The organism is Klebsiella quasivariicola, assembly GCF_002269255.1.
GTDB lineage: Bacteria > Pseudomonadota > Gammaproteobacteria > Enterobacterales > Enterobacteriaceae > Klebsiella > Klebsiella quasivariicola.
The window spans coordinates 112,334-138,312 of the sequence record NZ_CP022823.1; the positions used below are offsets into that span (position 1 = coordinate 112,334).

Sequence of the window (25,979 nt, forward strand, 5' to 3'; positions counted from 1 at the left end):
GGGAAGCGCGGCGCTTGTCAAAAAGTCACGACGCCAGGGTAAACTACGCAGACGATGATGATAAGGAAAAACGCATGACCCTACAGCAGTGGTTATTCTCAATTAAAGGGCGCATTGGCCGCCGCGATTTCTGGATCTGGATTGCCATCTGGCTGGTAACCATGAGCGCCCTGTTTACCCTGGCAGGCAGCAATCTGCTCAATCTGCAGACGGCAGCGTTTATTATTGTCTGCCTGCTGTGGCCGACGGCGGCGGTGGTGGTCAAGCGGCTACACGATCGCGGTAAATCCGGGCTGTGGGCGCTGCTGATGATTCTGGCGTGGATGCTGCTGGCGGGGAACTGGGCGATGCTGCCGCAGGTCTGGCAGTGGGGCGTCGGGCGCTTTGTGCCGACGCTGATTATCGTCATGATGTTGATCGACCTGGGGGCGTTTGTCGGCACCCAGGGCGAGAATAAGTTCGGCAAGGAGACCCAGGACGTGCGCTGGAAAGCGGACGCCTGATTACCAGTAGTGCTCCGCTGTCATATGGCCCGGCCGGCGACGCAGATGTTTGGTCATCTGCCGGGTCTCTTTTAACAGCTGTTGGGTATCGCGCACCATTTGCGGGTTGCCGCACAGCATGACGTGGCTGGTGTCGGTGGTCATCGGCAGGCCAACCGCCTCTTCCAGCGCGCCGGTTTCAATCAGGAACGGCACCCGGCCGGTCAGCGAGCCTTCCACGGTTTCGCGGCTGACCACCGTCTGAATGCGGAGTTTACCGGCATAGCGCTGCTCGAGTTCGCGCATCAGCGGCAGATAGCTCAGGTCTGCGGCGTAGCGCACGGCGTGGACCAGCACCAGGTTGTTAAAGCGCTCAAGATCTTTGCCTTCCTGCAATATCGACAGGTATGGTCCCAACGCGGTGCCGGTCGCCAGCATCCACAGGGTATCGCAATCCGGTACCTCCTCGAGGACGAAGAAGCCTGCCGCTTCACTCACCACCAGGACTTCATCGCCCGGCTTCAGCGCCGCCAGACGCGGGCTCAGCTTGCCTTCCGGGACGGTCACCAGATAGAACTCGAGATCGGGATTGCCGGGAGCATTGACGTAAGAGTAGGCGCGCTGCACGCGCTCGCCGTCGATTTCCAGCCCGAGCTTGGTAAACTGCCCGGCGGTAAACGGCTGAACAGGCGCCCGCACGTACAAACTGAACAAAGCATCCGTCCAGTACTCCACTTTTGTCACTTTGCCGCTAACCCAGTCCGCCATCGTCTTCTCCTGTTGCCAAGCGATGCCTTATCTTCGGTCCAGACGAGCCAGATTTCCACCCCGAAGGCGCAAGAAAGCTCTATTGATCAAATATAAACGAAGAACAGGGCAACCGCCTGCGGACGGTTGCCTGGAGAAGAAAACGCGGAATTACAGGATGTGCTGCTGGATGTCCGGATCTTTACGGTCGAGGTAATGAATCGACTGAATACGGCGGATGGTACGGGACTTGCCGCGGATCAGCAGCGTCTCGGTGGTGGCCATATTGCCCTTGCGGGTGATGCCGTCCAGCAGATCGCCTTTGGTGATACCGGTGGCGGAGAAGACGACGTTATCGCTGCGCGCCATTTCATCCAGACGCAGCACTTTACCCGCTTCGATGCCCATGGTTTTGCAGCGCGCCAGCTCGTTTTCACCGATGCGGCGATTCTCTTCGCTGTCGCCCTTCACGTGGTGACGAGCCAGCAGGCGGCCCTGCATATCACCGTCGAGCGCGCGGATCACCGCGGCGGAAACCACCCCTTCCGGCGCGCCGCCGATGCCGTACAGCACATCGACTTCGCTATCGGGCATGCAGGTGAGAATAGAGGCCGCGACGTCGCCATCAGGAATCGCGAACACCCGCACGCCGAGCTGCTGCAGCTGGGCAATGACCGCGTCGTGGCGCGGTTTCGCCAGCACGGTAACGGTTAGTTCAGCCAGCGGCTTGTTCAGGGCGCGGGCAATATTGTGCAGGTTCTCTGCCAGCGGCAGATTGAGATCGATGGCGCCTTTAGCGCCCGGGCCGACGATCAGCTTTTCCATATACATATCCGGCGCGTTGAGGAAGCAGCCCTTGTCGCCGACCGCCATCACCGCCAGGGCGTTGGCCTGACCCATTGCCGTCATGCGCGTGCCTTCAATGGGATCGACGGCGATATCGACCGCATCGCCCTTGCCGGTACCCACTTTTTCGCCGATATAGAGCATCGGCGCTTCATCGATTTCGCCCTCGCCGATGACGATGGTGCCGTCGATATTGACGAGGTTAAGCATAATGCGCATGGCGTTAACCGCTGCGCCGTCGGCGGAGTTTTTATCGCCGCGGCCCAGCCATTTATAGCCCGCCAGCGCGGCGGCTTCGGTGACACGCGAAAATTCGATGGCCAGTTCTCGTTTCATAATCCACTCGTTGTGTAGAAAAGTTGCCCGCAGCGCGGCAAAAGTGCGCGCTACGCGTTGGAATAGCGTTCGGTTTCCGGCATCCAGCGCTCGATAAGCGCCTGGGCCTGCAGCGGATAGCGTTCATGAATGTGGCGAGCGATGCGCTGAACGTCGGGGATCATCGCCTGATCGCGCAGCAAGTCCGCCACTTTAAACTCGGCATTGCCGGTCTGGCGGGTACCGAGCAGCTCGCCGGGGCCGCGTATTTCGAGGTCTTTCTGGGCGATGACGAAACCGTCGTTGCTGTCGCGTAGCACCTGCAGGCGCTTCTGCGCCGTTTTGGAGAGCGGCGCTTTATAGAGTAGCACGCAGTGGGAGGCGACGGCGCCGCGCCCGACGCGCCCTCTGAGCTGGTGCAGCTGCGCCAGACCCAGACGCTCCGGGTTTTCGATAATCATCAGGCTTGAGTTAGGCACGTCAACGCCGACTTCAATCACCGTGGTGGCGACCAGCAGGTGCATGTCGCCCTGCTTGAAGGCCTGCATCACGGCCTGTTTCTCCGCTGGTTTCATCCGCCCATGGACGAGACCGATATTAAGTTCCGGCAGCGCCAGCTTGAGCTCTTCCCAGGTGGCTTCCGCCGCCTGGGCTTCCAGCAGATCGGACTCTTCAATCAGCGTACAGACCCAATAGGCCTGGCGACCTTCCTGGGTGCAGGCGTTGCGCACGCGGTCGATAATGTCGCTGCGCCGGGTGTCTGGGATGGCGACGGTGGTGACCGGGGTACGGCCCGGCGGTAGTTCGTCGATGACTGAGGTATCGAGGTCGGCGTAGGCGGTCATCGCCAGGGTGCGGGGGATCGGAGTGGCGGTCATAATCAGCTGATGCGGATGGAAACCCTGCTGCTGACCTTTCTCCCACAGCGCCAGACGCTGATGCACACCGAAGCGGTGCTGTTCGTCGATAATCACCAGCGCCAGGCCGTTAAACTGCACCTGCTCCTGGAAGATGGCGTGAGTGCCGACAATCATCTGCACCTCGCCGCTGGCGATGGCTTCCTGTTGCGCCTGGCGGGCTTTGCCTTTCTGTTTGCCTGCCAGCCAGCCAACTTCAATGCCCAGCGGTTCGAACCAGCTGCGAAAGTTATTGGCGTGCTGCTCGGCCAGCAGTTCGGTGGGCGCCATCAGCGCCACCTGTTTGCCGTGAGCGATAGCGCGCAGGGCGGCCAGGGCGGCAACCAGCGTTTTACCGGAGCCAACGTCGCCCTGCACCAGGCGCATCATCGGCACGTCCAGCGCCATATCGCGCTCGATCTCGGCGGTGACCCGCGCCTGCGCGCCGGTGGGCTTAAAGGGCAGGGAGGCCAGCAGCTGGTTTTTCAGGGTATCGTTGGCGCCGAGCGGCAGGGCGTGATAGCGCTGGGCGCCTGCCCGCAGCGCCAGCATGCTGAGGTTATGCGCCAGCAGCTCTTCCAGAATCAGACGTTGCTGCGCCGGGTGCTTGCCGCTTTCCAGCTCGCTAAGCTGTAAGGAGGGCGGCGGACGGTGCAGCGTACGCAGCGCCTCCGGCAGGCTCATCATCCCCTGCGCCAGCTCCGGCGGCAGGAGCTCGCTAATCGCGCAGGTTTCCAGCAGCTCAAGCGCCTGATCGGTCAGCTTGCGCAGGGTCGCCTGCTTAATACCTTCGGTGGTCGGATAGACCGGGGTTAACGTTTCCTGCAGCTCCGGAGTGCTCATATCGCCCTGGACGCGGTATTCCGGGTGGATCATCTCGGCGCCGTACTTCCCGCGTTTGGCTTCACCGTAGGCCAGCACCCGGCGACCGGTCGCAAGGCTGTTTTTCATCGCCGCGTTGAAGTTGAAAAAGCGCATGGTGAGGATGCTGGTGCCGTCGCTGATCTGGCAGGTCATCATCCGCCGGCCGCCGAAGGTGATATTGCTGTTGAGCACTTCACCCTCCACGGTGGCATAAACCCCGGGAAGCAATTCGGCTATCGGATAAAGGTGGGTGCGATCTTCGTAGCGTAAGGGCAGGTGCAGTAGCAGATCCTGGACCGTATGCAGGCCGATCTTCGCCAGTTTGCTGCTCTGCGCAGCGCCCACACCGGTGAGTGAACTAAGCGGAACGGCATCGAGCAGGCGGCCTGACATCGGGTTTACCTCGCAGCCTGCATGGTTGCCCACCACGTGGCATCGGCTTCCACTTCGCCCTGCTCGTTGACGTGGGGATAAGGCAGCCCTTTTTGTCGGGCGACGCGGGCCAGCACCGGATAGCCGCCTTCAAACAGCAGGCGCTGCTGCTCTTCCGGCGGCAGCATGCTGTTGGCGCGTTGGTACATCCCGGCGTTTTGCCGCTGGCGCTGGGCTTCATACAGGATCAGCGCCGAGGCGACGGAGACGTTCAGCGACTGCACCATGCCGATCATCGGGATAATGATGTCCCGGTCAGCCAGGGCCAGCGCTTCCTGAGTGATGCCGGTTTTCTCCTGACCCATCAGGATGCAGGTAGGGCGCGTATAGTCGATTTCACGAAAATCGATAGCTTTGTCGGAAAGGTGGGTGGCGAGGATTTGCATACCCTGGCCTTTCAGGTGGCCGACGGCATCGGCGATAGTGCGGTGGGTTTTCACCTGCACCCAGCTGTTGCTGCCCGCGGCGGCGGAGGCCATGGTACGCATCCGGCTGCTTGGCCAGACGGCATGCACCTCGTGGACGCCAACGGCATCTGCGGTCCGGATGACCGCAGAGACGTTATGAGGCTTATGGACCTGCTCCATGCAGACCGTCAGGTCAGGCTGACGCCTGGCGAGCATCTCGCAGATACGCTCGTAGCGCTTTGAGTTCATAAAGCTAGTTTCGGTTACGGGTGACTTTAATCACGTCCGGCATGACGCGGATTTTGCGCATGATATTCGCCAGATGCACGCGGTCACGCGCGGTCAGGCGGATAAAGGCGCTGTATACGCGGCCATCTTTCTCTTCCGTATTCAGGCTCTGGATATTGGAAGACGCGGTGTTGATCGCCGCCGTCAGGTTAGCCAGCGCGCCCTGGTGGTTAAACATATCCACCTTGATTTCGGTGATGAACTCCTGAGCGGTCTCTTTATCCCACTCAACCGCCATAAACTTCTCCGGCTCTTTCTGGTAGCCGCGAATGTTACGACAGGATTCATGGTGGATAACCAGCCCTTTACCCGGACTAACGTGGGCGATAATCGGGTCACCTGGAATTGGACGACAGCATTTGGCGAAGGTGATCAACACGCCATCGGCGCCTTTGATTGGCAGATGGCCGTGATTTGAGGTATTGGCCGGCACCGGTGCCGCAGCGGCTTCGCCCTGCTGCAGGTTTTTTGCCACCACGACGCTCATGGCATTACCCAGACCGATTTCCGCCAGCAGATCGTCGAGCGAGGCCAGCTTCATGCGATCGAGTTCGCGCTGGATATTCTCCGGCGGGATCTCGGCGAGTTTGCGGCTACCACCCAGCGCGTGGTTGAGCAGACGACGGCCAAGGCTGACTGAGTCGTCGCGCTTGAGGTTCTTCAGCAACTGACGGATCTTGGCGCGCGCTTTCGAGCTGACGACAAAGTTCAGCCAGGCGGCATTCGGGCGTGCGCCCGGCGCGGTGATAATTTCGACAGTCTGGCCGCTGGAGAGCGGCTGGGACAGCGGATAGGGCTGACGGTCGACGCGCGCGCCGACGCAGGCATGGCCGATATCGGTATGCACCGCGTAGGCGAAGTCCACCGGCGTGGCGCCAGCGGGCAGCTCGACAATGCGCCCTTCCGGGGTGAAAACGTAAATCTCATCCGGGAACAGATCGGATTTCACGCTCTCGATAAATTCAAACGAGCTGCCGGCGCTCTGCTGCAGCTCCAGCAGGCTTTGCATCCAGCGCTGAGCGCGGATCTGCGCAGTGGTGCTGCTTTCGCCGCCGTGCTCTTTATAAGCCCAGTGCGCCGCGACCCCCATTTCCGCCATCTGATCCATGTCTTCGGTACGAATTTGTACCTCGACCGGAACGCCGTGGGGACCGATCATCGAGGTGTGCAAAGACTGATAGCCGTTCGCTTTCGGAATGGCAATGTAATCTTTGAAACGGCCTGGACGCGGTTTATAGAGGCTGTGCATCTGACCGAGCACGCGGTAGCAGACATCGGCATCATGGACGATGACGCGGAAGGCGTAGATATCCATGATCGAGTGAAAACGCTGCTCTTTGAGCACCATTTTGCAGTAGATGGAGTACAGATGCTTTTCGCGACCGCTGACGCGGCAGGGGATCCCCGCTTCCTGCAAACGCCCTTCGATTTCAGAGAGGATCTTTTGGATCATCTCTTTACGGTTGCCGCGCGCCGCTTTGACCACCTCTTTAATGACGCGGTAGCGGTTAGGGTACAGCGCTTCGAAGCCCAGCTCTTCGAGCTCGGTTTTGATGTGATGGATACCTAAACGGTGCGCCAGCGGGCTGTAAATTTCCAGCGTTTCGCGGGCGATGCGGCGGCGTTTATCCGGGCGTAATGAGCCCAGGGTGCGCATGTTGTGGGTGCGGTCGGCAAGCTTGATGAGGATGACGCGGATGTCCTGCACCATCGCCATGATCATTTTGCGAAAGTTTTCGGCCTGCGCCTCTTTCTTATCGCGGAACTTGAGCTTATCAAGTTTCGATACCCCCTCCACCAGTTCGGCGACGCTTTTACCAAAAAGCTGTTCCATGTCCTGGTAGGTGGCGGGGGTATCTTCAATCACATCATGCAGCAGCGCGGCCATCAGCGTTTCATAGTCGAGCTTCATCTCGGCCAGAATGCAGGCTACCGCGACCGGGTGCGTGATATAGGGTTCACCGCTTGAACGTGTCTGACCCTCGTGAGCGTCACGTGCAACGAGATACGCCTGCCGCAGACGCTTAATCTGGTCTTCCGGCAGGTAGTTTTGAATCAGCTGATTCAGGCTTTCAAACAGATACAAGGGCGACCCGCTGTGTGATTAACGACGACCTTCAGCAATCGCGGTAACGGCTTGTAATTCAGCGGCTTCCTGCTCTTGCTGTTCCTGGCGCTCACGTACGTCGAGGATCTGGTTGTTGATCAGACCTTCTTCGATTTCGCGCAGTGCGATAACGGTGGTTTTATCGTTTTCTTCCGGTACCAGCGGATCCTTTCCGCCTACCTGCATCTGACGAGCGCGACGCGCGGCGACCAGTACCAGGTCAAAACGGTTACCAATTTTCTCTACAGCGTCCTGAACAGTTACGCGTGCCATACTTAAAATGCTCCACAGGTGAAGAAATGACTGGGCATGATACTGAATGTGGGTTCAGTCTGCCAATAGTTTGGTGATTAAAGCGCCATGTCGCTGCTTTTGGCGGCTCATGCGCAGACGTTCAGCGCGGATGATATTTTTCAGGTCGCTCAGAGCGGTGTCAAAATCATCGTTCACAATCAGGTAATCATATTCGGCGTAATGGCTCATTTCCGCAACGGCCTGAGCCATTCGTTTCGCGATCACCTCTTCGCTGTCCTGGCCGCGGCCGCGCAGGCGTCGGTCCAGTTCATCTTTTGACGGCGGCAGAATAAAAATGCTGCGTGCGCCGGGCATGCTTTTACGGATCTGCTGTGCACCCTGCCAGTCGATATCGAGGAAGACATCAACCCCGGTCGCCAGCACCTGCTCTATCGCTTTACGCGACGTGCCGTAATAGTTGCCAAAGACCTCTGCATGTTCCAGAAACGCGTTTTCGCCAATCATCGAGCGGAATTCGTCGTGATTCACGAAGAAATAATGTTCGCCGTGCACTTCACCCGGACGCGGTGCTCGCGTGGTATGGGAAACCGATACCTGGGTGTCATACAACGGTTGGGTTTTTAATAAAGCCTGAATCAGGCTGGATTTACCCGCGCCGCTAGGGGCGGAAACAATATAAAGCGTGCCTTGAGCCATGAGTGTCTTTTGTATGTGGTTATCGAAAGAGGTCCTACATACGAGCCTATTATACACGTCGCCGCGGTGTGACGCAGTCCTTGTCACACTTTTTGCCGCTGTTTCTTTCATTTTGCCTGCCGTTTTCCTGAATTCGTTAGCCGTTGCTGCAATGAGGTATAAATCCTGGAAGGCGCTTCGCAAGGCGAAAAAGTACCCGTCGCGGTTCGCGGTGTTCTACAGCAGACTCTCCGTCAGGTGATGAAGGAGGAGCTGCAATGCGTAAAGGAGGGTGGTGGCTGGTGCTAGGGATGTTCTCTGCCAGCGCGCTGGCGACGTGTCCGGAGTGGCCGCCGGCCAGAGGAAGGCAGGAGATTTCACGCCTTCATCAGCAAATTGTCGCCTGGAAAGAGGACTACTGGCGACAAGGCGCCAGCGAAGTGAGCGATGAGGTTTACGACCAGCTCACCCTGCGCCTGGCGCAGTGGCGACAATGCTTTCCGGGCGCGACGCCTGAAGATGACGATCTGCCTCCGCCGACCGGCGATACGCGTCATCCGGTGGCCCATACCGGCGTGCGCAAGCTGGCGGATGAGGCCAGCGTGGCCCACTGGATGAAAAATAAAGCCGACCTGTGGGTACAGCCTAAAGTGGACGGCGTGGCGGTCACCCTGGTCTATCGCCAGGGGCATCTGGTTCAGGCTATCAGCCGCGGGGATGGCCTGCGCGGTGAGTTGTGGACCGCCCGAGCGCGGCAGATCCCGGCGCTGGCGAAGCTGACGACCGGCGAACTGGCCAACAGCGTGCTGCAGGGGGAGCTATTTCTGCGTCGGGAGGGGCATATTCAGCAGCAGGCTGGCGGAATGAACGCGCGGGCGAAAGTCGCTGGGTTGATGATGCGAGCCGACGCGGCGGCGGCGCCGCTCAGCCAGCTGGACGTTTTTATCTGGGCTTGGCCAGACGGTCCCTCGGATATGCGCCGTCGACAGCAGCTGCTGGCGCAGGCGGGGTTTGGCTACAGCGGACAATACACCCATTCGGTAACGCGCGTTGAGCAGGTGGCGGAGTGGCGCCAGCGCTGGTATCGCTCGCCGCTCCCCTTCGTGACCGACGGCGTGATTGTGCGCGAAGCACGTGAGCCGCCGGGGCGTGTCTGGTCGCCCGGAAAGGGAGAGTGGCTGGCGGCCTGGAAGTATCCTCCGGCCTCGCAGGTGATGGAGGTACGGGCGATCCATTTCAGCACCGGCCGCAGCGGCAGGCTCAACGTCGTGGCCCAGCTTGAGCCACAGCGGCTGGATGACAAACGCGTGCAGCGGGTTAACGTTGGCTCAGTGGCCCGCTGGCAGGCGCTTGATATTGGGATTGGCGATCAGCTGCAGATCAGTCTGGCGGGGCAGGGTATTCCTCGGATTGACGCCGTCGTCTGGCGGACGGCCGAGCGCCATAAACCGACGCCGCCGGCGGCGAAATTCAATGCGCTAACCTGCTATTTCGCCACCCCTGAGTGCAGCGAACAGTTTCTTTCCCGGCTGATCTGGCTGTCATCAAAGTCCGCGCTGGATGTCGATGGCGTGGGGGAAAATTTATGGCGCGCCATTCAGCAGCAAAACCCGATGACGCATATTTTTTCCTGGCTGGCGCTTACGGTGGAGCAGCTGCAGGCGGTGCCAGGGATCTCCGCCGCCCGCGGGCAGCACCTCTGGCATCAATTTGATCTCGTTCGCAAACGGCCTTTTATCCGCTGGGTGCTGGCGATGGGGCTCCCGGTGCCTCAGGGGGCGCTGGCGCAGCTCGAAAGCGAGAACTGGCATCTGCTGGCGGCAAAAAGTGAAGCGCAATGGCGCGCGCTGCCGGGCGTGGGGGAGATCAGAGCCCGCCAGCTGGTGGCCTTCCTGCACCATCCGGATGTGGTGGCGCTGGCGCAATGGCTCAGTGGGCAGCGCATCCCCGGATTTTGAGGCGGTTAGTGGCTATCATGGGTGTAGTGGAAGACCGGTAGCCCCAGTTTCCAGCGCAGTGCCAGCATGCGGGCGGTAAAGCCGAACAGCAGCGTAGCCAGCACCACCACATCGTGGCTGCTGACGTAATGTTGCAGGGCAATATAGAGTACGGCTGCGGCAAACGAGATCCCGGCATAGAGCTCTTTCTGGAAGACCAGCGGAATGCGTTTGCAGAACATATCGCGCAGTACGCCGCCAAAAACGCCGGTGATGACCGCGGCGATAGAGGCGATGATCGGACCTTCGCCCATATCCAGGGCGATCTGCGCGCCGATGATGGAAAACACGATCAGCCCCAGCGCGTCCAGCACCAGAAACAGCCGGCGAAGGTGAGGCATCACTGGAGCGGCAATGGTGGTGAGGACGGCGGCGACAGCGACAATAATGACATATTCCGGATGTTTCACCCAGCCGAGAGGATAATGTCCCAGCAGGATATCGCGAACGGAACCCCCGCCCAGCGCGGTCGCGGTGGCGATAATGATGACGCCAAACGTGTCCATCCGCCGGCGCCCGGCAGCCAGCGCGCCGGTCATGGCTTCCGCGGTGATACCGATTAAATACAGAACATGAAGCAGCATAGATCCCCCCAGACAGTGGCGGGCAGGTTAACGATTTGTGCGCAGGATCACGATTGAGATTTTCTAAAGCGAATCATTTACGCCAGGAAAAATTAATGAAGACAGCGACGGTGATGGCTTTGTCTAAAGATTTATTGCTTTCTAATTAATTTTTATCGATTAGAAAAAGTAATGCTAAATGAAGCGATCAGCATCACTACCGAAAACACGATGAATACTCAATGTTTAAGTATCGTCCTTTATGCTTTTATTTTTCTTTTTCAAGGCCTGAGAAAATGAGCGTCGCCGCCGGGAATAAAAATCATCTGACCCGCCTGATAGCCGTGATATTAACCGGGATTCTGGCCGGTGTATCCGGTATGGTGCTGGCGCTGATTTTACACGCGATACAGCACCTGGCTTTTGGCTACAGTGCCGGGCAGATCGTCGGTTCGGTGTCATTTTTACAGGGCGTCACGGAGTCGTCCTGGCCACGCCGCATCGCGGCAATCGTGGCCGGCGGCGTCGTCGCCGGATTTGGCTGGTGGCTGCTTGGTCGCTATGGGCAGAAGCGGGTTTCCATTGCGGCGGCGGTGGCCAACCCTTCCGTACCCATGCCAGCAGGCACCACGACGATCCACGCCCTGCTGCAGATCGTCACCGTAGCGCTGGGTTCCCCGCTTGGCCGCGAAGTGGCGCCCCGGGAAATGGGCGCGCTGGGGGCGGGGATGGTGGCGCGTAAGCTGGGCCTGCTGGAAGATGAAACCCGCACCCTGATCGCCTGTGGGGCGGGCGCCGGTCTGGCGGCGGTCTATAACGTCCCGCTGGCAGGGGCGTTGTTCAGCCTTGAGGTCATGCTGCTGTCGTTTAGCTGGGAAAAAACGCTGGCGGCGATAATGACCTCGGCGATTGCCGCGTGGACGGCTACCCTGGGGTTAGGGGATGAATCGCAATACCATTTTGTTTCCAGCGCACTCCCGTACACCTTTCTCTGGTGGGCGATTCTGGCGGGCCCGATTCTTGGTGCCGGCGCCTGGCTTTTTCGCAAAGCGACCAGCGCGGCGCGTTCACGCGTGCGAAGTAACTGGCAGATGCCGGTGTTCTGTCTGCTGGGTTTTTCCCTTCTTGCCATCCTGAGCCTTTATTTCCCCGAGCTTCCGGGCAACGGCAAGGGGCCGATGCAGCTGGCGCTTAGCGACGGGCTGCCTCTCTCCATGGTCGCTGTCCTGTTAGTGTTGAAGATGGTGGTGATTCTGGCGGTGCTGCGCGGCGGCGCGGAGGGCGGGTTGTTAACCCCGGGGCTGGCGGTGGGCGGGCTGGCCAGCCTGCTGCTCTGCGCGCTCTGGCAATCAGGGTTCCCTGGCGGAGATGAAAGTAGTTTCGCTCTGGTGGGGGCAGCCGCGTTTCTCGCCGCTTCTATGCAGATGCCGCTGACCGCGGTGGTGCTGGTGATGGAGTTCACTCACATGGATCACAGCTATCTGGCACCCACGCTGCTGTGCGCGGCAGGGGCGTTTTTGACCTGCCGGGTACTGGATAAGAAAGCGGTTAATGAGCCGCAACGAAAGTGAACCGGGAAGGGGGGCTTCATCCTGGAAGTAAACTCAGTCGCCTTTTTCCATGATGGTTGCCTCATGGTTGATAAGCCATTTTTTACGCACAATGCCGCCGCCGTAACCGGTCATCGCACCATCTTTGCCGATAATTCGATGGCAGGGGATGATAATCGCGACGCGATTAGCGCCGTTTGCAGCAGCGACCGCGCGCGTGGCCGTTGGTTTACCTATATCCATCGCAATCGATTGATAATGTGTCGTCTCGCCGAAGCTAACGCGCTGTAAACGGTGCCAGACCGCTCGCTGGAATTCGCTGCCTGGGGTATCAAGCGCCACCCCGAACGATTGACGATGCCCGGCAAAATACTCGGTTATTTCCTGTTGCGCCTGCCGGGTGTGGGCATTTTCACCTGCGATGATGCTGGCGTTGAACCGCCGCTGCAGGTCGCTGAATTCTGACTCCAGCGCGCGTCGGTCGACAAACTCCAGCAGACAAACTCCCCGTTGCGTTGCACAAACAAACATTGGCCCTAACGGGGTGGTAAAGCGATGAATTAAAACAACCTGGCGTTGTGCGCTGGGTGCGAAACCGGTCAATTTTTTGCAGGTATAGCCGAAGCCGCTTAAGGACTCGTAACCGCTATCGAAAGCGACATCGGTAGTTGAGCGGCCTGCTTTTAATTCCTGAAGCGCCATATTCAAACGCTGCATCCGTTGAAAAGCCTGAAAGGTGATCCCGTGGTTTTGCAGGAACCAGCGGCGAACGCGTTCCGGGCTAATATCGTGCTGACGTAGCTCGCTATCGCTGAGGCGGACCTTTGGAGCTTCTCGCAGCAGGCGGAGCGCTTGTTCAACAAAGGCGGGGGCCGTCCGGGCATTCTCCGTCGGGCGACAGACTTTGCATGGCCGGAAGCCGGCATCCAGCGCGGATTTAAAGTCATTATAAAATTCGACGTTTTCCCGCCGGGGTTTTCGCGCCCGACAGACCGAGATACAAAATACGCCGGTGGTTTTCACGCCGACGAAAAAAACGCCGGTGAATTCCACCGCGCGTTCAAGCAGCGCCTGATACCAGATATCGCACTGCATGCTGTCGGTAATTTTCATGGTAAAAAAATACCCGAGAAAGAGTGATGGGTTTGCACCTGACATAATAGGTCTTTCAGTCTGGCCTGCGTGGCGGCATGAATAAAATTGCCCATCGAAATACGTTTTACGCCCAGGGCAGATAAGCTGCTGAAGTCTGCCAGTTCTGGCATACACATCACGTTTAAGGGTAAAGCCACATGGCGGACAATGGCGGTAATATCTTTCGCATAGGTGACGCCAGGCACAAAAAAACCACATGCACCGTGGTCCGCATAAAGTTGACCGCGATAGAGCGTCTGAACCAGCGCATCTTGTACGTTGAGAAGAAAGGTATCGGTGCGGACATTAACAAACATGCCGGGACAGGCGCGGGTAATTTCCCTCAGTTTGACAGCAAAGCTCTGCGCATCGTCAAGACGGCGCGTATTATTCGCCACATGACTATCCTCAAGGTTTATTCCACTCACGCCGAGACGCGCCAGGCGCTGAATGTTGTCAATTATCTGGCTCGTTGTGGTACTGTAGCCCGCTTCTAAATCGACGCTTAACGGCCGTTCGCTAACGGCTTTGATACGTGAGACAACATATAACAGCTCGTCAACATGCATCTCTTCGCCATCTTTATACCCCAGCATCGCGGCGATAGCGGCGCTGGAGGTTCCCAGAGCCCGATAGCCAGCCTGCTGAGCGGCCTGGGCGCTGCTGGCATCCCAGACGTTGGCAAGCAACAAAGGTTGGTTTTGCTGATGAAGCGCATTGAAGTCCATTCTTTTCTCTCGCGGTGGTGTTTTCCCTGACTGTGCCGCGTTGTGCCTGTTTGCCACAACCGAAAAATGGACGACTATTTTTATACGTAAATTCTTATCATCAGCCAGTGAGAGAGAGAAATAAAAAGGCCATGATTTATCATGGCCCTGGATACCGAAATACGCTAACAGATGAGAAAGCGTTACTCGATATTCTGGATCTGCTCGCGCATTTGCTCGATCAACACTTTCAACTCAATGGCAGAGTTGGTGACCTCGGCATTAATCGATTTTGACGCCAGGGTGTTCGACTCGCGGTTGAACTCCTGCATCATAAAGTCGAGACGGCGACCCACAGCCTCTTTCTTCTTCAGGATGTTATAGGTCTCTTTAACGTGCGCTTCGAGGCGATCCAGCTCTTCAGCAACGTCAATACGCTGCGCCATTAGCACCAGTTCTTGCTCAAGACGGTTATTTTCCAGCTGCACTTCCGCGTCTTCCAGTTTGGCAACCAGACGCTCGCGCTGCCACTGAAGGATTTCCGGCATATGGGCGCGAACTTTCGCCACTTCCCCGCTGACGCCTTCAAGACGCTGCTCGATAAGCGCTTTCAGGGCCTGGCCTTCCGTTTCGCGGGCGACGATGAAGTCGTCCAGCGCGCCGTCCAGGGCTGACAGAATGTCGGCAGCGATGGCGTCGAGATCCTGCTCTTTGGCAGCCATCACACCCGGCCAGCGCAGGATATCAACAGGATTGATTTCCCCTTCATCGCTCTGCATTTTCACCCAGTTGGCAGCGTTAACCAGCTGCTTAGCCAGGTTTTCGTTGAGGATGAGTTCGCCCTGAGCACTGGGGTCTTGTTCAAAACGCAGGGTACATTCGATTTTGCCGCGAGTCAGGCGGGCGCGAATGCGCTCGCGTACCACGGGCTCCAGACTACGGAACTGCTCCGGCAGGCGGAAGTACGTTTCCAGATAGCGCTGGTTTACCGAGCGCAGCTCCCATGCGGCGCTACCCCAGTCACCCTTGATTTCACGGCGGGCATAGGCGGTCATACTGCGGATCATAGACGTTCCTGTTTTCGTAATAATGATTGCAAGGATTATAGCTTTGCAGGAGAGGAGTTAACAGGAATAGTGACGAAATACTTGGAAACGGATTGTTTAAAGGACATGGTTGTAAAGTATTTAACGCATTAGCGGTATCGAACCGCCGGTGGTGGGTAAAAAATAAAAGTGTGGTGTATTAATAATTTTCCGCGGTTAGCTTTTTAACGTATTGCATTTGTTAAATCGGTTTAGTTGTGATCATCGGCAGGATGAAAGTCTTCATTGCCGTTGTTTTTTTTAATATTTTTTTTGATTGCTTATGCTGTATATGTCATTTGGCTATGCCAGGCAAATCATTTTACTGTCGGAAAGATAAGTCTGAGGGTAATCTGATTGGAAGTATAATTTCGAAAAATACGAAGGTGTTTTACCTTTAAGCATTATGTATGTTTTTTTTGAATTCATTATGACTAATGCATTAAAATCGCTATTAGTTGTATTATTGATATGAATAATATCATTTTAATTATGTCTAATTATTTTGTATTAACGTTTTTTAATTTTAGGCGGTATTGCTCGAGGGAAAGAACACTAGTATAGTCTTTTAGGATGAGTTCTATAAAAAGGATTTTAATATGGACGCTATCTTTGACAGAGTTATTAAGGAGTTTTTTCCTAATAAAAATATCCCATGTTGGAAGAAATGGGTTTTCGAGACCGCGTTTGGCAATAGGATATTTTCTCGCTTAGTAAATAATGATAAAGTCTTCAATAAGCATGGGATTGATTGGGTCAATTCTGTTGTTGAGCTTCTTGAAGTACAATGTGAAACGAAAGACGAAGATTTTAATAATATACCTCGGCATGGTGCTACGGTTGTTATCTCAAATCATCCGACAGTTATCGATGGCCTTACCTTAATACATACGGTCTCTCGGGTCAGAAAAGATATAAAGATTATTGCTAACCATATTTTGCCAATTATATTTCCAGAGGTGTCTGGACTAACCATTGGTATTGAAAATATGGCTGGTAAAATGAGTCACAAAAAATTTAGAGAGATGAATGACCATCTGAAAAATGGTGGGGTACTGATTATTTGTCCTGCGGGTAAACTGGCAAACTGGTCTCTTTCTGGTTTACAGGAACATAAATGGAATCCTGGTTTTTTACAGCTGGCTATCAGAAATAATGCGGCGTTGATACCTGTGCATATTACAGGAAGAAATAGTAAAAGATATTATTTAACTGCAACGGTGTGGCGGCAATTATCAAATATTATGGTTATTCGTGAAGCTTTACGCCATCGTGGAAAAGTGATGAATATCAAAATAGGGGAGCAAATATCTTCAACTTCCTTTAAGCACGATAATAAAGATCTTTCTCTGGCAGCAAGTACATGCAGGATGCATCTCCAGAGTATAGGAAAAAATGGGCCGACACTGGTAGATACAATTTCTGCGCAGGAATCTCTGGCAAGCAGGAAAGCACTAATCAGTGAAATTGATGCGTGTGAAGTATTAAAGCAGTTTAATGACGGTAAAAAACTATTGATATATCGCTATAACACTAGCGGAATCTCACCCATAATTGATGAATTAGGGCGTTTGCGCGAGCGTTGTTATCGTGATATTGGTGCAGGATCGGGCACAGATAAAGACAACGATATTTTTGATGAGACTTATTACCATATCATTTTATGGGATCCTTCGGAGGAAGAAATTCTCGGGGCCTATCGTCTCATTCCTGTCGGTGAGCAAATGGCCCGCTATGGAATAACGGGATTATACAGTAGTAGCTTATTTAAATATCATGAGGGCGCGTATTCCTGCTTAGAGAAATGTGTGGAAATAGGCCGCGGCTTTATCCAAAAGCCCTATCAAAAAAGCAATGCGCTTGATTATTTATGGCGAGGAATATTCGATTTTATAAAAAGATATCCAGACTATAAGTATTTATTAGGTGTATTGACTATTCCCGGTTCTTTTCCTGAGGATGTGCAAAAACTCATCGTGGCCTTTTATAATATGTACTTTGCCACCTCAATCGATTTCTGTACGCCTATAGAATTATTCAGTGCAGAAGATAAACAGAACGATAGTCCTTTTTGCGGAAAAGACTTTAGACATGACTGGGGGGTGCTTAATCATTTTTTGAGAAAAAAAGGTTATGAACTCCCCTGGCCTTTTAAGCAGAGCGCCAAATGGTTTTCTCCGGGTGGTTCGACGATTATGTCATTCACAAAAGATAACTCTTTTAATTCGATAGCAGGGTTAAACCTGAGTGCTATTGATAAACTGAATGAAATATACTTTAAGCATTATTTAAAAGATTAAACTGACAGTGAACCTCTGGGCTGAATCGAGAATGCTTTACTCCAGTCGTCAGTAATGAAAAAATTATATACGTACGGATGCGTTTTAATGCAAAAGCCAGTGAGTATCTTTTCCGTTTTGATAGCAATACTGCTCCTGTCGGGGTGTGATAACAAACCAGATAACATTTTATCTGGTTATTCACATGGTGATTTTATTTATCTTTCATATTCAGGTAGCGAAAAAATAGAACGACTACTGATTAATAAGGGAGATAATGTCACAACAGGGCAGGAGTTAGTTAAGATTGATTCCTTCGATGCGCAGAACATTCTCCTGCGGGCTGAAGAAAAGCTTTCAGCAGAGAGTGCATTATTACGGAATTTAGAGTCGGGAGAACGGCCTGAAGAGCTGGATGTGATACGTTCGCAGATTAAAAAAGCACAATCGGCAGAATCCCAGGTCAAGCGCCAGCTTGGGCGATATCGTAAACTGTATGCCACTCATGCCATATCGCTAGCGGAATGGGAGGATATCAGGGATGAGTTAACGCAAAAAGGTGCACAGGTTGAAGAGCTGATTAATCAACTCAAGGCACGGCAGCTGCCTGCCCGTCAGGATGAGATTAGCCAACAGCTCTCACTGGTGGCTGCGGCAAAACTCGAACGTGATAAGGCGCTTTGGGATGTTCAGCAAACGACAATTGTTTCGCCGGTAAATGCCCAAGTCTTTGATATTATTTATCGTCCCGGGGAGCGGACCTCTGCCGGTAAACCAATCATCAGTCTGTTGCCACCTGAAAATATAAAAGTACGCTTTTTTATACCCGAAGCGATGCTCGGTAAATTTAAAGTCGGAGCCAAGGTAAGACTTTTATGCGATGGATGCGCGGAGTCCATCCCTGGCGTTATTAACTATATCAGTCCTGAAGCAGAATTTACCCCTCCGGTTATCTATAGTACGAAACGGCGTGAGAAGCTCATTTTTATGGCTGAGGCTGTCCCCGTCCCGCAACAGGCTGAGCGGATGAAAATCGGCCAACCGTTCGATGTGGAGATTATTGTGAATGAATAATCTTTGTATTGATGTGAAAAATCTCAATAAGCATTTTGGCGAGCATCATGTCGTTAAGGATTTCTCTTTACAGGTAGAAAAAGGAGAAATTTATGGTTTCCTCGGCCCGAACGGTAGCGGAAAAACGACATCTATTCGGATGATGTGTGGTTTGATCACGCCAGATTCAGGAGAAGGCACCTGTCTGGGTATGGATATTTTTACTCAGCGGGAAAAAATAAAAAAAAATATAGGCTACATGACTCAGTATTTCTCGATGTGGGGAAATTTAACCATCCGGGAAAACTTACTCTTTATCTCCCGCTTGTATAGCCTCGACCAGCGTAAAGTCCGGGTTGAACGTGCGCTCTCAGAATTAGGTCTCACCTCCCGACAGCACCAGCTGGCTAAGGAGCTTTCTGGCGGCTGGAAGCAAAGAATGGCCCTTGCGGCTTGCATGTTGCATGAACCCGTTTTGTTGTTCCTTGATGAACCAACCGCTGGCGTGGATCCAAAGGCGCGACGGGAGTTTTGGCAAATGTTGCATCAGCTCTCTGACAGGGGGATCTCAATCCTGGTGAGCACGCATTATATGGATGAAGCTGAGCGTTGCCATAAGGTTGCCTATCTGTCTTATGGCCGACTGCTGGCGAATGGCACTATTGCGTCTATTATCGCGTCCCAGAATCTGATCACCATGCGAACCAGCGGTGCCGATCTGACGGTGCTTGAAAGCCAGCTACAGCGCTTGCCGGATATTGAGCAAACGGTGATTTTTGGCAACCAGCTTTATATTACCTCCAGAGATGAAGAGAAGTTAAAATCCACGCTTTTTGCATTTACGCAACAGGGTTATGAGTTCTGCAAGGTTGATACCAATCTGGAAGATGCATTTACCTACTTAATGAAAAATGATTGTGAAAAAATTTAATTTAAGTTTCTCCTTTACGCGCTGGATTGGCGTGGTTATTAAGGAAATCCACGAATTACGTCGTGATAAAGTTAGCATCAGTATGGTGCTTCTAACCCCTATTTTTCAGCTAATCATACTTGGCTATGCCATAAATATGGATCCGCATAATCTGCCGACCGCATTATTAAATTATGATACTGAAAGGATGAGTCAAATTTTTGTGACGGAAGCGCAAAATACAGGGTATTTTTCAATGATTCCTGTCGATTCAGAAGAGGCCGCTCAGAAGGCGTTTGTGCGGGGAGATGTCACCTTTATTGTGACGATCCCTGAGGGATTTACGCGCAAGATGCTGCGTGGAGAAAAACCTCAACTGTTAATTCAGGGTGATGCCATCGATCCGATCACTACGGGGAATGCCCTCAGCGCACTTGTGCAGGTGGCGAAATCGATGTTTCAACACGATTTACCGGGCGACATGCGTGTCGCGCAAAAGGAGGATGACTTTGAGCTTATTATCCATCGAATGTTCAACCCTGAGGGTATAACCCAGTTTAATACTATTCCCGGTATTATGGGGTCAATACTCAGTACGACGTTGATTCTAATGACCGCCTTGTCTATTACCCGTGAGCGAGAAAATGGTGCATTAGAGAATTTACTGGTCTCTCCGTTATCCGGTCTTGAGGTCATTATTGGTAAGATAACCCCTTTTGTTATCATTGGTCTTTTTCAGGCGACATTAATTCTGATTGCCGCCGTTTTGTTGTTCGATATACCTCTTCACGGAAGCGTTTTCCTGTTGTTTTTTGTTTTATTAATTTATGTTTTTCTTTGCCTGTCAATCGGCATTGGTATATCTGGCATGGCACAAAACCAGCTCCAGGCACTGCAAATGTCGTCATTTTATTTTATCCCTTCAATTATGCTGTCTGGTTTTATTAGCCCTTTTATTAGTATGCCCGACTGGGCAAAAGCCATTGGTTCCTGTTTGCCGCTGACCTACTTCATCCGCCTGGTTAAGGGCATTATGCTCAAAGGGTATTCTGCAACGGCATTATTACCCGATCTATTGCCGCTGATAGGCCTGGCGGTGATCGTCATCGGCGTGGGGTTGAAATCTTATCGTAAAACGCTGGACTGACATTATCTGCGCGTCCGGCAGGGGTGGGCATAGGCTTTTTGCCATGAAATTCGTATAATGCGCCCTCACATTCGTTTCAAGCCGGAGATTTCTATCATGCGTCCAGCAGGCCGTAGCGCTAATCAGGTGCGTCCCGTCACCCTGACCCGTAATTACACAAAACACGCTGAAGGCTCCGTGCTGGTCGAATTCGGTGATACCAAAGTGCTCTGCACCGCCTCCATTGACGAAGGCGTTCCTCGCTTCCTTAAAGGCCAGGGCCAGGGCTGGATCACCGCCGAATATGGCATGCTGCCTCGTTCAACGCATACGCGTAACGCGCGTGAAGCCGCAAAAGGTAAGCAGGGCGGCCGGACGATGGAAATTCAGCGCCTGATCGCCCGCGCGCTGCGTGCGGCGGTTGATCTGAAAGCGCTGGGCGAATTCACCATCACTCTTGATTGCGATGTGCTGCAGGCCGATGGCGGTACCCGTACTGCGTCTATTACTGGTGCCTGCGTGGCGCTGGCCGACGCGTTGAATAAGCTGGTGGCCGCCGGCAAGCTGAAAACCAACCCGATGAAAGGGATGGTGGCTGCGGTCTCTGTTGGTATCGTGAATGGCGAAGCCATCTGCGATCTGGAGTACATCGAAGACTCCGCCGCGGAAACCGACATGAACGTGGTGATGACCGAAGATGGCCGCATTATTGAGGTACAGGGTACGGCAGAAGGCGAGCCGTTCACCCATGAAGAGCTCCTCACTCTCCTGGCGTTAGCCCGAGGGGGGATCGAGTCCATTATCACGACGCAGAAGGCGGCGTTAGAAAATTAATGATTAAGGCGACTGAGAAGTCGCCTTTTTTTTGCGCGCTATCCTTCATCACACCTGCGAAGGGGAAGCGCGAAGTCTGACAATGATGAAAGTACGAAAGGAGCGAATCCATGAAGCCGTATCAGCGCCAGTTTATTGAGTTTGCGCTTAGCAAGCAGGTTCTTAAGTTTGGCGAGTTCACGCTGAAATCCGGGCGCAAGAGCCCCTATTTCTTCAACGCCGGCCTGTTTAACACCGGGCGCGATCTGGCTCTGCTGGGCCGTTTTTATGCCGAGGCGCTGGTGGATTCCGGGATTGAGTTCGACCTGCTGTTTGGCCCGGCCTATAAAGGTATTCCGATCGCCACCACCACCGCGGTAGCATTAGCCGAGCACCATGACCGCGATCTGCCTTACTGCTTTAACCGCAAAGAGGCAAAAACCCACGGCGAAGGCGGTAATCTGGTCGGTAGCCCGCTACAGGGTCGGGTGATGCTGGTGGATGATGTCATCACCGCCGGCACGGCGATCCGTGAATCAATGGAGATCATCCAGGCCCAGGGCGCGCAGCTGGCGGGTGTACTGATCTCTCTGGATCGTCAGGAACGCGGCCGCGGCGACATCTCTGCTATTCAGGAAGTGGAACAGGATTACGGCTGCCAGGTTATCTCGATTGTTACTCTGAAAGAGCTGATCGCTTACCTGGAAGAAAAACCGGAAATGGCGGAACACCTGGCGGCAGTTCGCGCCTATCGCGAAGCCTACGGCGTCTGATGATGCATCCGGCAGCCTCGGCTGCCGGATATTTCCGTTATACCAGCTTAGCGCCCTGCGCATTGACGTACAGCGAATAGATTGACGTACTGGACGCCATAAACAGCCGATTGCGCTGTTCGCCGCCAAAGCACAAGTTCGCGCAGCGCTCCGGCAGTTGAATGGTGCCGATATGCTTACCCTGAGGGTTAAAGATCCGCACGCCGTCGAGTTCTTCGTTTCCGCTTCCCCATCCGCACCACAGATTGCCGTCTGCGTCGCAGGCGATCCCATCGGCGGTACCGTTGCCACAGTCGAGATACACCCGTTTATTTTTCAGCGTATTGCCTTCCACGTCCCACGCCAGAATTAAGCGGTTCGGTGTCGCCCGGCTTTCCACCACGTACAGGGTCTTTTCGTCCGGCGAGAAACACAAACCATTTGGCCCTTTTACGTCGCCCAGGACCACGCTTAGTTTGCGGCTTTCCGGCTCCAGGCAATAGACGTTTTGCGGCAATTCTGGGGTTGCTTTGTGGCCTTCGTAAAAGCCGCTGATGCCAAATGGCGGGTCGGTAAACCAGATGGTACCGTCTGACTTCACAACGATATCGTTTGGGGAATTGAGGCGCTTACCCTGGTAGCTATCGGCCAGTACGGTGACAGATCCGTCGTATTCGGTACGCGTAATGCGGCGGGTGTCGTGCTCGCAACTGATTAAGCGCCCCTGTCTGTCGCGGGCATGGCCATTGCTATAGTTGGCCGGGTAGCGAAAGACGCTGGTTTCTCCACTGATTTCATCCCAGCGCATGATGGCGTTATTCGGAATGTCGCTCCACAGCAGCATTCGCATGTCGCCGAACCAGACCGGGCCTTCCGCCCAACGGAAGCCGCTGGCGATGCGTTCAACCTTTGCGCTGGCAAGCATATAGCGACGAAAGCTGTCATCGACGGCCACGATGCGTGGGTCAGGATAGCGTTCAGAAGGGGCCCATGCTGCGAAGCTTTTTTGACTGACTAGTAGCGATGCGGTTGCCAACCCGCCTATCTTCAATAAATCCCGCCGTGACGTCGCCATCAAATCTCTCCTTGTCGGGTGGTGTTGGGGGAGGGTGAAACGATCAGCAAGCTGGATAGTAGGAAAGGAAAGCGGAAACGCGCATTGGGCAATTCAACCAATGGCCCTGGGATTTGCGACAAACTTACGCAGATTGCGAGGAGAATCATGCAGCCTGGCGGCTGCATGTGAGGATTTACTGAAGCTGTGCGGCGACCAGCGGCCAGCGGGCGTCGAAATCATCCGTCGGACGATATTTGAACTCGCTGCGCACAAAGCGCGACAGCATGCCCTCGCAGAAGGCCAGCAGCTGGCTGGCCAGCAGGGTTTCGTCGAGGGTGTAGCCTTCGCCTTCGCGCATTTTTTTCTCGCGCATCACCTGGCGTAGCTGCACTTCGATGCGTTCAAAAAGCTGGTTGATGCGGCCCTGAAGCCGGTCCTGTTCGAACATCAGCGCGTGCCCGGTAAGGATACGCGTCAGCCCAGGATTACGCTCGCCAAACCCAAGAATCAGCAGGACGATCAGGCGCAGGCGCGCGGTGGTGTCCTTTTCATCTTTCAAAATCAAATTGATGCGCGTAATCAGACTGTCTTCAATGAACTCGATCAGGCTGTCAAACATGCGGGTTTTGCTGGGAAAATGGCGATACAGCGCGGCTTCGGAGACGCCGACGGAAGCCGCCAGTTTCGCGGTGGTAATACGTTGGCTACCATCGCTGGATTCCAGCATTAGCGCCAGAGATTGAAGTATTTCTTCGCGACGATTCCGTTTCGCAGTTTGCTTTTCTGCCATGTTTTAAAATACCCCTGAAAATAAGCACTTGTCAGGCAGACATCCACAACGCGACCGCAAACCAGGGTTTGCGGTGATGTTATTGCATTATGCGCGTTGGGATGCAGATTCCGTGTTGCTGGGCTTATTTACGCCCTGAGTGACCGAAGCCGCCTTCGCCGCGGTCGGTGGCATCGAAGGATTCCACCAGGTTAAATTCTGCCTGAACGACCGGCACAAAGACCATCTGTGCGATACGTTCGCCCGGCTCGATAACAAAACTCTGCTGACCGCGGTTCCAGACGGACACCATCAGTTGTCCCTGATAATCGGAGTCGATGAGGCCCACCAGGTTACCCAGTACCACCCCATGCTTATGACCGAGGCCGGAACGTGGCAGGATCACCGCCGCCAGAGAGGGATCGGCGATATGAATTGCCAGGCCGGTCGGCAACAACGTGGTTGCACCCGGCGCCAGCTCTACGGCGTCGTCAAGACAGGCTCGCAGGTCAAGTCCGGCGGAGCCGGAGGTGGCATAGGTCGGCAGCGGAAATTGCTGGCCGACACGCGGGTCCAGAATCTTAACGTCGATTTTTTTCATCATAACGGGTCACGATCTCGTCGAGTAATAATTGGCCCAGGAGTTCCTTGCGCTCAAGTGGTAAGCGCTTTTCTCCATCCTGCCAGAAAAGGTGTAATGCGTTGCTATCGCTATTAAATCCCTGATTAGGCTGGGAAACATCGTTGGCACAAATCAGGTCGAGGTTTTTGCGGGCACGTTTTTGCCGCGCATATTCTTCCACATTATTCGTTTCGGCGGCAAACCCAACGACATAGGGGCGATGCGATTTTAGCGCCGCGACCCCGGCCACGATATCCGGGTTTTTAACCATTTTTATTGTTAATTCATCACCTTGTTTTTTTATTTTATCTTCGGCGATGACAGCCGCGCGGTAATCCGCCACCGCGGCGCAGCCAATAAAAATGTGCTGCTGCTGAGCGCCAGCCTGGACGGCCGCTTCCATCTCCAGCGCGGTAGTGACATCAATGCGCTGCACAAACGGCGGTGTTGGTAGCGATACCGGGCCGCTGATCAGGGTCACGTTCGCGCCGCGCTGGGCGGCGGCCGCGGCAATCGCGAAGCCCATCTTGCCAGAGCTGTGGTTGGTGATATAGCGCACCGGATCCAACGGCTCACGGGTCGGGCCCGCGGTAATCATGAGGTTGAGATGTTGCAAATCTTTGACAGGGGAGGCGAAATGTTGCGCGGCCATGTCTACGATAGTTAACGGATCGAGCATTCTCCCCGGGCCGACGTCACCGCAGGCCTGACTACCGCTGTCCGGTCCCCACAGCAGCAGCCCGCGGGAAGCGAGCGTCTGCAGATTATGCTGGGTGGCCTGCGCGCGATACATCTGCTGGTTCATGGCGGGCACCACGGCAACCGGAGAAGGCGTGGCGAGACAGATCGTCGACACCAGATCGTTGGCCATGCCAGCCGCCACGCGAGCGATTAAATCGGCGGTCGCCGGAGCAAGGATCACCAGGTCGGCCCATTTCCCGAGCTCAATATGCCCCATTGCCGCTTCCGCCGCTGGATCGAGCAGGCTGTCGGAAACCGGATAGCCGGATACCGCCTGCAGGCTGAGTGGGGTAATGAACGCTTTTGCCGCCTCTGTCATCGCGACACGCACCTCCGCGCCGCGTTCACGCAGTCGGCGCACCAGTTCCGGGGTTTTATACGCCGCGATGCCGCCGCTGACGCCCAGGACGATTTTTTTACCCGCCAGAGTCATCATGATGTCTTCCTGTTGCCGTAGACCAGAATCCGCGCATCTTATCACAATCCTGTCGCCGTCGTGCCTCTGGT

24 protein-coding genes are annotated in these 25,979 nt (G+C 54.6%); 9 read left to right on the plus strand and 15 right to left on the minus strand.

What is annotated here, in order from left to right; genetic code table 11:
• The first annotated feature begins 74 nt into the window (after positions 1–74).
• Positions 75–503, plus strand: a complete 429-nt coding sequence (locus tag B8P98_RS00560) for a DUF805 domain-containing protein (RefSeq protein WP_004173894.1) — start codon at positions 75–77, stop codon at positions 501–503.
• Here the strand turns inward: B8P98_RS00560 and fpr are convergent, their stop codons facing one another.
• The 7 genes from fpr to gmk all read right to left on the minus strand — a co-directional run bounded on the left by fpr (position 504) and on the right by gmk (position 8,335).
• A complete protein-coding gene (gene fpr, locus B8P98_RS00565; protein WP_095032651.1) occupies positions 504–1,250 on the minus strand; it encodes a ferredoxin--NADP(+) reductase in 747 nt (248 codons plus the stop codon). It abuts the gene before it with no gap.
• 150 nt (positions 1,251–1,400) lie between these two features.
• Positions 1,401–2,411, minus strand: a complete 1,011-nt coding sequence (gene glpX, locus B8P98_RS00570; protein WP_095032652.1) for a class II fructose-bisphosphatase — start codon at positions 2,409–2,411, stop codon at positions 1,401–1,403.
• A gap of 50 nt (positions 2,412–2,461) precedes the next feature.
• The gene (recG, locus tag B8P98_RS00575) at positions 2,462–4,543 is read right to left on the minus strand and encodes an ATP-dependent DNA helicase RecG (protein ID WP_095032653.1); all 2,082 of its coding nucleotides are present in this window, start codon (positions 4,541–4,543) and stop codon (positions 2,462–2,464) included.
• A 5-nt stretch (positions 4,544–4,548) separates the two neighbouring features.
• Positions 4,549–5,238, minus strand: a complete 690-nt coding sequence (gene trmH / locus B8P98_RS00580) for a tRNA (guanosine(18)-2'-O)-methyltransferase TrmH (RefSeq protein WP_025713932.1) — start codon at positions 5,236–5,238, stop codon at positions 4,549–4,551.
• A gap of 4 nt (positions 5,239–5,242) precedes the next feature.
• Entirely contained in the window at positions 5,243–7,363 is a 2,121-nt protein-coding gene (gene spoT, locus B8P98_RS00585; RefSeq protein WP_025713931.1) for a bifunctional GTP diphosphokinase/guanosine-3',5'-bis pyrophosphate 3'-pyrophosphohydrolase, read from the minus strand.
• A gap of 18 nt (positions 7,364–7,381) precedes the next feature.
• On the minus strand, positions 7,382–7,657 hold the full coding sequence (rpoZ, locus tag B8P98_RS00590) for a DNA-directed RNA polymerase subunit omega (protein ID WP_000135058.1): 276 nt from the start codon (positions 7,655–7,657) through the stop codon (positions 7,382–7,384).
• A 54-nt stretch (positions 7,658–7,711) separates the two neighbouring features.
• A complete protein-coding gene (gene gmk / locus B8P98_RS00595) occupies positions 7,712–8,335 on the minus strand; it encodes a guanylate kinase (RefSeq protein ID WP_002922664.1) in 624 nt (207 codons plus the stop codon).
• A gap of 257 nt (positions 8,336–8,592) precedes the next feature.
• Here gmk and ligB point away from each other — a divergent pair, with 257 nt between their 5' ends.
• Positions 8,593–10,272 (plus strand): NAD-dependent DNA ligase LigB, encoded by a 1,680-nt coding sequence (ligB, locus tag B8P98_RS00605; protein ID WP_095032654.1) that lies wholly within the window; start codon positions 8,593–8,595, stop codon positions 10,270–10,272.
• Between the two features lie 5 nt (positions 10,273–10,277).
• Here ligB and B8P98_RS00610 read toward each other — a convergent pair whose 3' ends face one another.
• Positions 10,278–10,895 carry a trimeric intracellular cation channel family protein gene (locus tag B8P98_RS00610; RefSeq protein ID WP_012540300.1) on the minus strand — a complete coding sequence of 206 codons (618 nt, stop codon included), beginning with the start codon at positions 10,893–10,895 and terminating at the stop codon, positions 10,278–10,280.
• Between the two features lie 275 nt (positions 10,896–11,170).
• Here B8P98_RS00610 and B8P98_RS00615 point away from each other — a divergent pair, with 275 nt between their 5' ends.
• A complete protein-coding gene (locus B8P98_RS00615; RefSeq protein ID WP_095032655.1) occupies positions 11,171–12,445 on the plus strand; it encodes a chloride channel protein in 1,275 nt (424 codons plus the stop codon).
• Between the two features lie 33 nt (positions 12,446–12,478).
• Here B8P98_RS00615 and B8P98_RS00620 read toward each other — a convergent pair whose 3' ends face one another.
• The 3 genes from B8P98_RS00620 to B8P98_RS00630 all read right to left on the minus strand — a co-directional run bounded on the left by B8P98_RS00620 (position 12,479) and on the right by B8P98_RS00630 (position 15,332).
• A complete protein-coding gene (locus B8P98_RS00620; protein WP_025713928.1) occupies positions 12,479–13,537 on the minus strand; it encodes a bifunctional transcriptional activator/DNA repair enzyme AdaA in 1,059 nt (352 codons plus the stop codon).
• Positions 13,534–14,286 (minus strand): isocitrate lyase/PEP mutase family protein, encoded by a 753-nt coding sequence (locus tag B8P98_RS00625; protein WP_025713927.1) that lies wholly within the window; start codon positions 14,284–14,286, stop codon positions 13,534–13,536. Before B8P98_RS00625 ends, B8P98_RS00620 begins: the two co-directional genes overlap by 4 nt.
• Before the next feature lie 182 nt (positions 14,287–14,468).
• Positions 14,469–15,332, minus strand: coding sequence for a YicC/YloC family endoribonuclease (locus B8P98_RS00630; RefSeq protein ID WP_025713926.1), 864 nt, complete (start codon positions 15,330–15,332; stop codon positions 14,469–14,471).
• Between the two features lie 617 nt (positions 15,333–15,949).
• Between B8P98_RS00630 and B8P98_RS00635 the strand changes: the two genes are divergently transcribed.
• From B8P98_RS00635 to pyrE, 6 genes are all read left to right on the plus strand, one after another.
• Positions 15,950–17,650 carry a lysophospholipid acyltransferase family protein gene (locus B8P98_RS00635; RefSeq protein ID WP_025712208.1) on the plus strand — a complete coding sequence of 567 codons (1,701 nt, stop codon included), beginning with the start codon at positions 15,950–15,952 and terminating at the stop codon, positions 17,648–17,650.
• Positions 17,651–17,737: 87 nt separating this feature from the next.
• Positions 17,738–18,703, plus strand: coding sequence for an HlyD family secretion protein (locus tag B8P98_RS00640; RefSeq protein WP_080897624.1), 966 nt, complete (start codon positions 17,738–17,740; stop codon positions 18,701–18,703).
• A complete protein-coding gene (locus B8P98_RS00645; RefSeq protein WP_025712205.1) occupies positions 18,696–19,613 on the plus strand; it encodes an ABC transporter ATP-binding protein in 918 nt (305 codons plus the stop codon). The genes B8P98_RS00640 and B8P98_RS00645 overlap by 8 nt, the downstream gene beginning before the upstream one ends.
• Positions 19,600–20,739, plus strand: a complete 1,140-nt coding sequence (locus B8P98_RS00650) for an ABC transporter permease (protein WP_042929284.1) — start codon at positions 19,600–19,602, stop codon at positions 20,737–20,739. Before B8P98_RS00645 ends, B8P98_RS00650 begins: the two co-directional genes overlap by 14 nt.
• Before the next feature lie 96 nt (positions 20,740–20,835).
• Positions 20,836–21,552, plus strand: a complete 717-nt coding sequence (rph, locus tag B8P98_RS00655) for a ribonuclease PH (protein WP_002922602.1) — start codon at positions 20,836–20,838, stop codon at positions 21,550–21,552.
• Positions 21,553–21,662: 110 nt separating this feature from the next.
• Entirely contained in the window at positions 21,663–22,304 is a 642-nt protein-coding gene (gene pyrE / locus B8P98_RS00660) for an orotate phosphoribosyltransferase (protein ID WP_025712203.1), read from the plus strand.
• Positions 22,305–22,341: 37 nt separating this feature from the next.
• On the opposite strand, the gene B8P98_RS00665 is transcribed toward pyrE, so the two are convergent.
• The 4 genes from B8P98_RS00665 to coaBC form a co-directional block, all read right to left on the minus strand.
• Positions 22,342–23,358 carry an SMP-30/gluconolactonase/LRE family protein gene (locus B8P98_RS00665; RefSeq protein ID WP_025712202.1) on the minus strand — a complete coding sequence of 339 codons (1,017 nt, stop codon included), beginning with the start codon at positions 23,356–23,358 and terminating at the stop codon, positions 22,342–22,344.
• Between the two features lie 175 nt (positions 23,359–23,533).
• Positions 23,534–24,130 carry a nucleoid occlusion factor SlmA gene (gene slmA / locus B8P98_RS00670; protein WP_015369151.1) on the minus strand — a complete coding sequence of 199 codons (597 nt, stop codon included), beginning with the start codon at positions 24,128–24,130 and terminating at the stop codon, positions 23,534–23,536.
• Positions 24,131–24,254: 124 nt separating this feature from the next.
• Positions 24,255–24,713 carry a dUTP diphosphatase gene (gene dut / locus B8P98_RS00675; protein WP_017900056.1) on the minus strand — a complete coding sequence of 153 codons (459 nt, stop codon included), beginning with the start codon at positions 24,711–24,713 and terminating at the stop codon, positions 24,255–24,257.
• Positions 24,691–25,905 carry a bifunctional phosphopantothenoylcysteine decarboxylase/phosphopantothenate--cysteine ligase CoaBC gene (gene coaBC, locus B8P98_RS00680; RefSeq protein WP_025712199.1) on the minus strand — a complete coding sequence of 405 codons (1,215 nt, stop codon included), beginning with the start codon at positions 25,903–25,905 and terminating at the stop codon, positions 24,691–24,693. The genes dut and coaBC overlap by 23 nt, the downstream gene beginning before the upstream one ends.
• Positions 25,906–25,979: the final 74 nt, after the last annotated feature.